This window comes from Streptomyces sp. NBC_00483, assembly GCF_036013745.1.
Taxonomy (GTDB): domain Bacteria; phylum Actinomycetota; class Actinomycetes; order Streptomycetales; family Streptomycetaceae; genus Streptomyces.
Genome location: NZ_CP107880.1, coordinates 7095653 through 7106905, shown reverse-complemented (window position 1 = coordinate 7106905; position 11253 = coordinate 7095653). Strand labels below are relative to the sequence as shown.

At 71.7% G+C, this 11253-nt stretch carries 12 protein-coding genes; 6 read left to right on the top strand and 6 right to left on the bottom strand.

Translation table 11 applies throughout. From position 1 onward, the window contains the following. Nucleotides 1-7 precede the first annotated feature (7 nt). Together OHA73_RS31945 and OHA73_RS31940 are read left to right on the top strand one after the other, a co-directional pair. Nucleotides 8-931 carry an LLM class F420-dependent oxidoreductase gene (locus OHA73_RS31945; protein ID WP_327656740.1) on the top strand — a complete coding sequence of 308 codons (924 nt, stop codon included), beginning with the start codon at nt 8-10 and terminating at the stop codon, nt 929-931. Between the two features lie 217 nt (nt 932-1148). Then, nucleotides 1149-1358, top strand: a complete 210-nt coding sequence (locus tag OHA73_RS31940; protein ID WP_266715035.1) for a hypothetical protein — start codon at nt 1149-1151, stop codon at nt 1356-1358. Between the two features lie 139 nt (nt 1359-1497). Here the strand turns inward: OHA73_RS31940 and OHA73_RS31935 are convergent, their stop codons facing one another. The 6 genes from OHA73_RS31935 to OHA73_RS31910 form a co-directional block, all read right to left on the bottom strand. Further along, complete coding sequence (locus OHA73_RS31935) at nt 1498-2001, bottom strand: DUF6099 family protein (protein ID WP_267068879.1); 504 nt, start codon at nt 1999-2001, stop codon at nt 1498-1500. 235 nt (nt 2002-2236) lie between these two features. Continuing rightward, entirely contained in the window at nt 2237-2623 is a 387-nt protein-coding gene (locus OHA73_RS31930; RefSeq protein ID WP_267068880.1) for a nucleotide pyrophosphohydrolase, read from the bottom strand. After that, entirely contained in the window at nt 2620-3786 is a 1167-nt protein-coding gene (locus tag OHA73_RS31925) for an ATP-binding protein (protein ID WP_267068881.1), read from the bottom strand. The genes OHA73_RS31930 and OHA73_RS31925 overlap by 4 nt, the downstream gene beginning before the upstream one ends. A gap of 275 nt (nt 3787-4061) precedes the next feature. Beyond that, nucleotides 4062-4442: a cell division protein SepF gene (locus tag OHA73_RS31920; RefSeq protein WP_266718951.1), complete on the bottom strand. Its 381-nt coding sequence runs from the start codon at nt 4440-4442 to the stop codon at nt 4062-4064. A gap of 106 nt (nt 4443-4548) precedes the next feature. Next, nucleotides 4549-5307 carry an ABC transporter ATP-binding protein gene (locus OHA73_RS31915; protein ID WP_267072762.1) on the bottom strand — a complete coding sequence of 253 codons (759 nt, stop codon included), beginning with the start codon at nt 5305-5307 and terminating at the stop codon, nt 4549-4551. Nucleotides 5308-5351: 44 nt separating this feature from the next. Further along, nucleotides 5352-6131: a class I SAM-dependent methyltransferase gene (locus OHA73_RS31910; RefSeq protein ID WP_267068882.1), complete on the bottom strand. Its 780-nt coding sequence runs from the start codon at nt 6129-6131 to the stop codon at nt 5352-5354. Nucleotides 6132-6205: 74 nt separating this feature from the next. On the opposite strand from OHA73_RS31910, the gene OHA73_RS31905 reads away from it, so the two are divergent. The 4 genes from OHA73_RS31905 (at nt 6206) to OHA73_RS31890 (ending at nt 11208) form a co-directional block, all read left to right on the top strand. Then, a complete protein-coding gene (locus tag OHA73_RS31905) occupies nt 6206-7054 on the top strand; it encodes a LysR substrate-binding domain-containing protein (protein WP_267068883.1) in 849 nt (282 codons plus the stop codon). A gap of 91 nt (nt 7055-7145) precedes the next feature. After that, nucleotides 7146-9326: an MMPL family transporter gene (locus tag OHA73_RS31900; protein ID WP_267068884.1), complete on the top strand. Its 2181-nt coding sequence runs from the start codon at nt 7146-7148 to the stop codon at nt 9324-9326. A gap of 5 nt (nt 9327-9331) precedes the next feature. Then, nucleotides 9332-10579 carry a sensor histidine kinase gene (locus OHA73_RS31895; protein WP_327656739.1) on the top strand — a complete coding sequence of 416 codons (1248 nt, stop codon included), beginning with the start codon at nt 9332-9334 and terminating at the stop codon, nt 10577-10579. After that, nucleotides 10576-11208: a response regulator gene (locus OHA73_RS31890; RefSeq protein ID WP_266715028.1), complete on the top strand. Its 633-nt coding sequence runs from the start codon at nt 10576-10578 to the stop codon at nt 11206-11208. Before OHA73_RS31895 ends, OHA73_RS31890 begins: the two co-directional genes overlap by 4 nt. The last annotated feature ends 45 nt before the right edge of the window (nt 11209-11253 follow it).

Sequence of the window (11253 nt, the reverse complement as noted above, 5' to 3'; positions counted from 1 at the left end):
TGGGTGCATGGATCTTCGCGTATTCACCGAACCGCAGCAGGGTGCGACCTACGAGACGCTGCTCCGCGTCGCCAAGGCCGCCGAGGACTTGAACTATGGAGCCTTTTTCCGGTCGGACCACTACCTCCACATGGGCCCCGTCGACGGCCTGCCGGGGCCCACGGACGCCTGGACGACGCTCGCCGGTCTCGCCCGGGAGACGAGCCGGATCCGGCTCGGCACGCTGATGACGGCCGGCACCTTCCGGCTGCCCGGCGTGCTCGCCATCCAGGTCGCGCAGGTCGACCAGATGTCCGGCGGCCGCGTCGAGCTGGGGCTCGGCTCCGGCTGGTACGAGGAGGAGCACTCCGCGTACGGCATCCCGTTCCCGAAGGAGAAGTTCGGCCGCCTCGAGGAGCAGCTCGCCATCGTGACGGGCCTGTGGGAGACGCCGGTCGGGCAGCGCTTCAACTACGACGGAGCCTTCTACCAGTTGAAGGACTCCCCCGCCCTGCCCAAGCCCACCCAGCCGCGCGTCCCGATCCTCATCGGCGGCCACGGCGCCAAGAAGACCCCGGCGCTCGCCGCGAAGTACGCCACCGAGTTCAACATCCCCTTCGCCTCGATCGCCGACACGGAGCAGCAGTTCAAGCGCGTGAGGGCCGCGGCCGGCGAGCACGGTCGCGCCCAGGACGCGCTCACCTACTCCAACGCCCTCATCGCCTGCGTCGGCCGCACCGACGCCGAGGTCAAGCGCCGCGCCGACGCCATCGGCCGCGACGTCGACGAGCTCAAGGCCAACGGCCTCGCCGGCTCCCCCGCCGAGGTCGTCGAACGCCTCGCCGCATACCAGTCCGTGGGCTCCCAACGGATGTACCTCCAGATGCTCGACCTCGATGACCTGGACCACTTGGAACTGATCGCCTCCGAGGTGGCGACACAACTGAGCTGAGCGGGCGGGCCGCTCCTTCGTCCCCGTCGCCACGGTCGGGTGAAATTGCGTCACCCCGGCGCGTGGTGGCGGGGGCGCCCAGTGACCCGGCCCCGGTCGTGATCGTTGACTCGGGCAGAGCCGGACCGCCCGGCACCCGCGCCGGCGGTCGCTGCCGGGCGTCACGATTGCGTCAACTGCCCTCCCGCTCGGGAGGGCGAGGGCCGAGGAGGCCGCCATGTCCCAGGAAGCCGTGCCCGATGGGGCCGTGCACGATGAGGCCGTGCACGACACGTCCGCGCCGGAGCAGGAAGGCGCACCCAAGGGCCTGCTGCAGCAGATGGAAGAGCTGATGGCCGCGCTCAACGCCGACCTGACGCAGCTCGACGCCGACCTCCAACAGCCGCCCAGGACTTCGCCACAGCCACCGGCCGACGAGGACGTCTGAGCGGGACGCTCGCCGCGTCAGGCGCCCGCGACGCCACCCGGGGTCGGAGCCAGGGGCGACGTCAGGGCCGGGCCCGCCCGGGCCGCCCTGGGTCGTCCGGCCACCCTGAGTCGCCCAGCCGGCGGCGCGCCCACCGGTCTCAGGCCGCCGAGTCCGAGTCCGGCTCCGGTGCGGGCTCCCGGTCGGCGAGGGGCAGCGCGCGGCAGCCTTCCGGGAGCCGCCGCAGTATCTCGAGGATTCTGTCCCTCGACTCGTCCGCCGCGTCGATCGCCTCCATGCACTGCCAATAGGCCCCCTCCTCGAACGACTCGCTCGCCACGCCGACGAGCGCGATGCCCACGTCACCGAGCAGGACGCCGAGATCCATCAACGCCCGGTGCACATCGCCCAGTTCGGTCAGCTGGGCCGCCCGTATCCCACCGGCCCCCACGATCGGCGTCGCCGAACCCCCGCTGCCGCGCGCCCCCGCCTCGCTCAGTCCCAGCGCCTCGCCTCGTAACTCCGGCGGCCCCTGCATGGCGAGGCGACTCCCTATCGCCTGCGCCAAAGCCTGTGCCTGCCACGCCTCCCTCATGATGTCCCGCGGGTCCTGGCTCTCCGCCAGGGCCCGTCGGCCGACCCCGATGAGCCGCACCGCATCCATCGCGTCCCCGTCCGTCTCCCGCCCGAACTCCTTCGTCCACTACCCAGAGTGAAGGTATGAGCGGCGAAAAGCCAGGGGAAGCCCGAAATCTGTGGACACAACGTTCAATGTGGATAAGTCGATGACTCCGGAGAGTGACATTCGGTGCGTCGGCGGGCAGTTGACGGGGTCGGGGCATCCGCCACACACGGCACCCGCGCCCCGCGACTCCACCCTGGACCCTCGCCCCGCACCTCTATCCGGCGCCCTCACCCCGCACCGGGAACCGCCGCTCGTTGCGGTCGATCTTCGCCGACAGGGCGGCCAGTGCGTCGATGCCCAACACCTCGCACAGTTGCAGCAGATACGCGAGGACGTCGGCGACCTCGTCCTCGACGCGGTGGGCCGAGTCCGGGTCCGCCATCACGCGGCTCGACTGCTCGGGGGTCAACCATTGGAAGATCTCGACCAGTTCGGACGCCTCGACGCTCAGCGCGGCCGCCAGGTTCTTCGGCGTGTGGAAGGGCTGCCAGTCGCGGGCGACCGCGAACCGGGCGAGGCGCGCCTGCAGGGTGGCCACGTCCAGCGGACGGCCTTCTTCACGGTCATCCGCACGGCGGGTTTCTTCACGTTCCTCGTTCATCGCTCCAGGTCTACCATCGCCGCCCCCTCCGCCCGCGCTCCCCGCTCCGCCTCGGAGCCCTCGCCCACCGCGGCGACGAGCCGGATGTGACCGCGGGCGCACATACGGGCGGCCAGCGCGGTGAGTTCGACGCACTGGGCGCGGTCGAGGCTCCGGTCGAAGCCGTCCGCGAGAACGGTCAGGCTCTGGTACGCCTCCGGGACCTCGGCCGCCGCGTCGACGGCGAGCACGCGGGGCCCGGTGAGCAGGACGAGCGCGAGGGCGAGATACCTCAACTCGCCGTCCGCGAGCCGCTCTACGGGGCTCGTGATCCCACCGCCGCGGTCCACGACGGCGCGCACGGACCCGTCGGGCGCGGTCTCGGCACGCACGTCGGTCACCGGTCCCACGAGGCCCGCGCGGGCCGCCGCGACGAGCAGCGCGTGCCGGGTCCCGCACTCGGCTCCGGTGCGGCGCAGTACGGCTGCGAGGTTGTCGCAGCCGCCGTGCAGCCGGTCGGCCGCCACGGGGGCCGGGGTGCGCATCCGCGTGGGGTCGGGGTCGCAGGCGAAGGTGGAGCGCAGGCCGACGACGACCTGTTCGGCCGCGGCGAGCACCTTGCGCTGTCCTTCGGTGCGGCCCGCGACGCGCAGCGGGAGCATGGCCGTGCCGAGCAGGTCGTCGGGGAGCGGTCCGCGGGTCACGGGCACGGAGCCCGCGGTGTGCCAGGCGGCCTGGACGTCGCGTCGGCCGGGGTCGCGCAGGGCGGTCTGCAGGTAGGTGATGTCGGGTCCGGTCAACCGCTCGCCGACGACGCGGAGTTCGGGTTCGGCCTGGACGGCCAGGTCGAGCCGTACGGGTCCCATGGGGCCTTCGACGGTGCAGCCGATGTGGAACCCGCGGCGGCGTTCGGCGTCGGGGCGTGCGCGTTCGGGAACGTAGGCGTGGGGGTCGGGGAACACGTCCGCGAGGTGTGCGCCGCCGCCGAGTCCGGCGAGCGCCGCGAAGGCGCGCAGCGCGCTGGTCTTGCCGCTGCCGCTGGGGCCGGACACGGCGGTGAACGGGCCGAGGGGGACGATGGTGCCGCGGTGCCGGGCGAAGGCGGCGAGCCTGAGCCGGGTCACGCGGGGGCGGTCGGGGGACGCGCCGGGGAGCGGGGGTGCGTCGCGCCGGAGCACGGTCATGGGTTGAACGTAGGGGTCCGTTCCGCGCAGAACCGTTTGCGCGGAGCGGCCTTCCTACGATCGGGGGACTATGCCCGTCGGGCTTGCCCCGGCGGTGCGCCTATGGTCGGCCGGGGTTACGGCCTCGGGGCTCTGCCCCGGACCCCGCGCCTCAATCGCCGGCGGGGCTGAATTTGCCGAACCGGCGTTACGGACACGGGGCTCCGCCCCGGACCCCGCGCCTCAATCGCCGGCGGGGCTGAATTTGCCGACGGGGCTTGGACATGGCCGGCCGACTACGAGACCGCGCCCTGCACCAGCCCCTGAACCTCCGTACCGGGAGGCGCCAGCAGGAAGACGTTGCGGTCGACGCGGTGCATGCCGCAGCCGAGGCCGAGGACGACGCCGCTGCTGAAGTCCAGGACCCGCTTGGCGACTTCGGTCTCGGCGCCGGTCAGGTCGAGCAGTACCGGTATGCCGGACATGACGGTCTCGGCGACTTCGCGCGCGTCGCCGAAGACGTTGACGCGAAGCACCACGAAGCGGCGGCGCGGTTCGGTCTCCGCTTCCGGCATCGCCCGGTGGTCGACCGCGGACGGCCACTCGTTGCGGCTGCGCAGCGGCACGACCTGGGCGAGACCTTCCCACTGTTCGTCGGTGACGTCGTGGCTGTTCAGTTCCCCCACCCCGTTTGGGCTCGCACTCTTGTCTGTACGGCCCAATTCTTACGTCATGTAACCCGTTCGGCCCAACACCGACACGGTGCGGCACTCGTGCGACCGGTCACACTTGGTCACCGGAGCGCGCCAGCCACCGCCCGGCGTGCCGGGTGACCTCGATGGGGCGGCCGAAGCAGGAGGTCATCAGGTCCTTGGTCAGCACCTCGTCCACGGCGCCGCGGGCGAGGACGCGGCCCTCGCGCAGCAGGAGGGCGTGGCTGATGGCCGGGGAGAGCTCTTCGAGGTGGTGGGTGACGGTCACCGTCGCCAACTCGGGGCGGCCTTCCGCGATGTGACGCATCGTGTCGATGAGGTCCTCGCGCGAGGGCAGGTCGAGGGCGTTGAACGGCTCGTCGAGCAGGAGCAGCGCCGGGTCCGCCATGAGGGCGCGGGCGATGAGGAGGCGGGCCCGCTGGCCGCCGGAGCACACCCCGTACGGACGGTCGGCGAGCTCCTTGATCTGGAGTTCGGCGAGCAGCGCGTGGGCCCGCTCGCGCACCTCGTCGTCGTACGTCTTCCAGAGCGGCTGGACGGTACCGCTGTGGCCGGTGAGGACGACGGTGTGCCCCGGCAGGTCCTGGGGGACGCGCTGGGATGTGGAGACGTGCCCGATGAGCGCGCGCAACTCGCGAACGTCGACGCGACCGAGCCGGTGGCCGAGGACCTCGACGGTGCCGGTGGTGGGGAAGTTCGTGGCGCCGACGATCCGCAGAATGCTGGTCTTGCCGGCGCCGTTCGGGCCGAGCAGGGCCCAGTGCTCGCCGGAGCGCACGGTCCAGTCGATGCCGTCGAGGATGACCTGGCCGGTGGTGTAGCGGCGCATGCTGACGGCGTCGAGGGCTGCCACGGCCCGGCCCTGGTTCTCGTTCACGGTGCCTCCTGCCTCTTCGCGTACGAGTCGGAGAGTAGCTGCATGTTGCATTTATCCCGCTGGGCGTCCAATTCGTGGACGGGCCGGGCCAGCCGGCACTCGTACGCGCTGTGCACCGGGGAGTCGACGATGTGGGCCACGATGTCGAATCCCGCGCGCTCCAGCATGCCCTCCAGGATCCAGCCGTACGTGGAGAACTCCTCGCGCACGTGGGCCTCGAAGTCGGCGCGGGTGAAGCCCAGTCCCTCGGGGCGGCCCGCCGTGTCGATCCAACCCTGCAGGTGCCGGTCGGCCTCGGAGGGCGGGAACGTGAAGACCACGTCCCAGAGGTAGAGGGTGCCGCCGGGGCGGAGCATCGAGGCGGCATTGAGGAGGGCCTGCTGCTTCCAGAAGTCGGGGAGCTGGTGCAGGGCGGCCTTGGTGGTGACGATGTCGGCGGGCTCGGAGCGGTGCTCGTGGTCGAGGAATCCGGCGTGGTGCCAGTGAGCTCGGGCGCCGGCCCGGTCCGCCCTCGCCTTCGCGAAGGCGAGCATGTGCGGGGCCACGTCCACCCCGTGCGCCTCGAGTCCACGCAACGCGGCCCGGACCACCAGCGAGCCGGTGCCGCAGGCCAGGTCGACCAGGCGCATGCCCGAGGTCGCGCCGAGGCGGTCGAGCAGCGCGTCGTCGCGGGCGGCGTCGGTGCCCTGGTTCCGGTCGTAGGCGGCGACGGCGTCGGGGCCGGCGAGGTCGATGCCCACGGGTTCGTATTCGCGAAAGCGCCAAGCGGGGTCCATGGACCGTTTGTAGGGTCTGCGCTGATCCACCGGCAACAGCAACATCCGCAGCACGGTGTTGCAGGAGGTGAAAGGTGCAGGACCACGACCAGTACCGGCTGTTCGTCCACCTGGCCGGCTCGCTGAGTTTCACCCGCACGGCAGCGGACTGCCACGTCAGCGCGGCCACGCTGTCGCGCGCCGTGCAACGTCTGGAGGCCGCCACCGGGCACCGGCTCGTGGACCGCAGCCCGCACGGCGTCGCCCTGACCGGACACGGCCGCCGTTTCCTGCGATACGCCACCGAGGCGCTCGACCTGTGGGAGGGGTACCGCGAAGGCGGCCCCGAAGAGGACCAACTCAGCGGCTGCCTGCGGCTGTTCGCGACCGTGACCGCCTGCCAGGGGCTGCTGCCCGAGCTGCTCGCGCCGCTGCGCAGCGCCCATCCCCGCGTACGCGTCTCGTTGCGCACGGGGGACGCGGCGGCCGCGCTCGCGCTGCTCGACGACGGTGAAGCCGATCTCGCCGTGGCGGCGCTGCCCGATCGCGTACCGGCCACGCTGCTTGCCCGAGAGGTAACCCGGACTCCGCTGGTCCTCGTACGTCCGCACCCCGGATCGGAGGACGCCTGCGAGGAGCCGTTCGTGCTGCCCCGGCAGGGGCGGGTGCGACAGCTGGCCGACCGGTGGTTCCGGCGGCGCGGCGGTCCTCCCCCGGTCGCCGTCGAGGCGGACGGCCACGAGGCGCTGCTCACCCTGGTCGTACTCGGCTACGGCACCGGCATCGTTCCCGAGCTCGTACTGGAACAAAGCCACTTGAGGGAACGCCTCCACACCGTTCCGGTGGCCGATCCTCCCGAGGAGCTCACCATCGGCGCCTGCGTCCGCCGCACCGATCTGCACCGACCCCTGATCGCCGCTGCCTGGGCGGCCTTCGAAGGCTGACACGACGGGAGCGGGGTCCACCGACCGGTGGACCCCGAGTTCCACCGGTCGCCGCTGTCCGCGCCCACGCCCCGCGACCAGCATGGACGTCATGACCAACTACCCCGTACGTATGGCTCGTTGGAGTGCCGGGCACCCGTGGAGGGCGATCGTCGGCTGGTTCTTGTTTGTTGTTCTGTGTCTTGGTGCCGGGATCGCCGTGGGTGGCAATGCCGCCACGTCCGCCGATTTCGGTGTCGGTGAGGCGGGGCGCGGTGAGGCGATCGCCCGGGAGGGTGGGCTCGCGCAGCGGCCCGTCGAGCGGGTGCTGATCGAGGAGCGCGGCGCCGGGCGGCTTGAGCGGGCGACCGGTGGCACCGTCGCCGGTGATGTCGTCGACCGGATGCGGGGGCTGCCCGAGGTGCGGTCCGTGGCCGAGCCCGTGTGGTCGAGGGACGGCCGGGCGGTGCGCGTCGACGTCACCATGAAGGGCGCCGAGCTCGACGGGAAGAAGCACGTCGATCCGCTGCGGGCGCAGACCGAGCAGGTACAGAAGGCGCATCCCGGGCTGCGGGTCGAGGAGACCGGCGGGCCGTCCATCAGCCAGGGCGTCGACAAGCTGCGCGGCAGTGACCTCTCCCGTACGGAGATGATCGCGCTGCCCATCACGCTGCTCACGCTGCTGCTCGTGTTCCGGTCGGTGGCGATGGCGACCGTGCCGCTGCTGCTCGCGCTGTCCGCGATCGTCGCGTCGATCGGCCTGTCGATGCTCGCCTCGCACGTCTTCCCCGACGCGGGGGTCGGGACGAACATCATTCTGCTGATCGGGCTCGCCGTCGGCGTGGACTACACGTTGTTCTATCTGAAGCGGGAGAGGGAGGAACGGGCCCGGTCCGAGGGGCAGTTGGACTCGCGGGCGCTTGTGGAGATCGCTGCCGCCACCTCCGGGCGCGCGGTCGTGCTGTCCGGGCTCGCGGTCGCCGTGTCCAGCGCGACGCTCTATCTCGCCGACGACGTGATCTTCTCGTCGATCGCGACGGCCGCGATCCTGGTGACGCTGGTCGCCGTGGTCAGCTCGCTGACGGTGCTGCCCGCGCTGCTCGTGAAGATCGGGGCGCGCGCCGAGCGCCGCGCCGCACGCAAGCCGCGTAAGTCGCGTAAGCCGGGGCCGCAGAAGCCCGTGCGGCACAACGTCCTCTTGCGGCTCACCGCCCGTCGCCCCGGCGCCGTACTGATCGTCGCGGTCCTCGCGATGCTGGCCCTGGCGGCTCCCCTGCTCGGCTTGAAGCTGACCGACATGGGCCGCGAGACGCACTCGCGGCAGACGCAGTCGATGCCCACCTTCGACCGGTTGAACGCGGCGTTCCCCGAGGTCAAGGCCTTGCATCAGGTTCTCGTACGGGCCGACGCCGAGCGCGCAGACGAGGTGGCCGGGGCGCTGCGCTCGCTCGCCGCGGACGCCAAGGACGACCCCGGCCTGAACGGCACATACACCCTGCGCAGCTCTGCCGACCATCGCGTCACCTCGCTCGAACTGCCCGTCCCCCACTACGTCAGCACCGAGCCGGCGCAGGAGTCGCTGCAGCGGCTGCGGCTGGAGTATCTCCCCGAAGCGGTACGGGAGTTGGGCGGGGGCGTCGATGTCGCGGTCAGCGGTGACGTGGCCCGTTACGCCGACTATCCCGCACATCAGAAGGAGAAGCTGCCGCTGATCATCGGGGCGCTGCTGCTCGTGACGTTCGCGATGACCGTGTGGGCGTTCCGGTCCGTGGTGCTCGGGTTCGTCGGGGTCGCGCTGAATCTGCTGTCGGCGGCCGCCTCGCTCGGCGTGCTCATCTTTACGTTCCAGGGGAGTTGGGCCGAGGGGTTGCTGGACTTCCAGTCGACGGGATCGATCGGTTCGCGGGTGCCGCTGTTCCTCTTCGTGATCCTCTTCGGGCTCTCCATGGACTACCAGGTGTTCGTGATCAGCCGGATCAAGGAGGCCGCGGAGCGCGGGGTGCCGACGCGGCAGGCGGTGCTCGACGGGGTCGGCAGCTCGGCCGGGGTGGTGACCAGCGCCGCCTTCGTGATGGTGACCGTGTTCGCCAGCTTTGTGTCGCTGCACTTCATCGAGATGAAGCAGATCGGGTTCAGCCTGGCCGTCGCGGTGCTCCTGGACGCCTTCGTCATCCGGGTGCTGATCCTGCCCGCACTCATGCTGCTGCTGGGCGAGCGGAGTTGGTGGCCCTCGCGCGGGCCGCTGCGGGCCGGGAAGTCCACGGCCGAGCGCCCGCTGGCGAACGTAGGCTGATCGTCGTGGACAGCAGCCGAGCGCCTCTCCTCGCCCCGCGGCAGACCGCCGCCGTGCCCGTACCGCACCGCTGGAACGCCGTGCTGTGGGTGCTGTGCGGCCTGGTCCCGCCCGCCCTCGCGGTGGCGGACACCCCGCCCGGGACGAAGTACCCGACGTTCGTGCTGCTGTCCGCCATGACCTGCGCGTACGCGGCGGTGGCCATGTTCCCCGGACGGGAGCTGCTGCGGCCGACCACCTACCTCTCACTGCTCGCCGCCGGGGTCGGCGCGGTGGCGTACACGATGGGCAGCGGCGCGGCCCTGTTCATCGTGTCGCTGCCGCACTTCTGGATCTACGCGTCCGGGCCCGGCGCCGCCCTCGCCCTCAGCGGGGCGACGGCCGCGCTCACCATCGTCGGCGCCGTCGTCGGGCGCGATCCGGGAACTCAACTCATCAACGGCAACGTCCTGTTCATCCTCGCCGGGTACGCCGCCGGGTCCACGGTGGGGCTCCTCGTGCACCGGATCACCGAGCAGGGCCAGGCCCGCACTCAACGGCTGAGCGACGAACTCGCCGACACACAGCAGGCGTTGGCGGCAGCGCATCGTCAGCAGGGCGCGGCGGACGAGCGGGAGCGGATGGCCCGCGAGATCCACGACACGCTCGCCCAGGGTTTCGCCTCGATCATCGTCCTCGCGGAAGCGGCCCGCGCCGGACTCCCGACCGAATCGGCGCGCTCCGCCCAGCAGTTGACGTCGATCGAGCACACGGCGCGGGAGAACCTGGCGGAGGCGCGGGACCTGGTCGGCGCCACCCCGCCACCGGGCGGCGCCGCACAGGGCCCGGTGGCGGGCACGCTGCGCCGCATCCTCGACCGGTTCGCGCAGGACACCGGGATCACGGTGGACGCCGAGCTGGCCGAGGTCGACTGCGACCAGCAGACCCGTATCGCGCTGCTGCGCTGCACGCAGGAGTCGCTCTCCAACGTCCGTAAGCACGCTGCCGCTTCGACCGTCGCCGTGGTGTTGGAGCAGGGCGCGTACGGCATCGATCTGGAAGTCACCGACGACGGGCGCGGTTTCGACGTCGCCGCGGCGCGCGGCTTCGGCCTCGACGGCATGCGCAAGCGGCTCGCCGAGCTCGGCGGCGAACTGACCGTCACCAGCTCACCGGGCGACGGCACCCGCGTACTGGCCCAACTGCCCGGCACCGGGGCCGCGGACCGGAACGTAGACCGGAACGTAGACCGGACCACAGAGGAGCGAGTATGAGTGGCGAGGCGAAGCTGAGGGTCGTCGTGGTCGACGATCACACCGTGATGCGGGCCGGCGTCGTCGCCCTGCTCGCGCCGGAGCCCGGAATCGAGATCGTCGGCGAGGCGGACGACGGCCGGCCCGGCGTGGCGCTCGTCGAGGATCTGCGCCCCGATGTGGCGCTGCTCGACCTGCGGATGCCGGGGCTCGACGGGGTGGCGGCGACCGAGCGGATCGTCGCGGGCCCGAGCCGTACCCGCGTCCTGATCCTGACGACGTACGACACGGACACCGAGATCGAACGGGCGGTGGAGGCGGGCGCGATCGGCTACCTGCTCAAGGACACCACGCGCGAGCAACTCGTCGACGCGATCCGCTCCGCGGCACGCGGCGAGACGGTGCTGGCCCCGCGGGTGGCACAGAAACTCGTGGCGAAGCTGCGCCGACCCACCCAGACGGCGCTGACCGCGCGCGAGGTGGACGTCCTGACGGCGGTCGCGGACGGCCTGTCCAACCCCGACATCGCGAAGCGCCTCGTGATCGGCGAGGCGACCGTGAAGACCCACCTGCTGCGCATCTTCGCGAAGTTGGACGTGAGCGACCGGACGCGGGCGGTGGTCGTGGCGATGGAGCGCGGGGTGCTGTAGGCCGGTCGCGGCCCGGGAAACCAAAGCCGTGCGGAAACCAAAGCC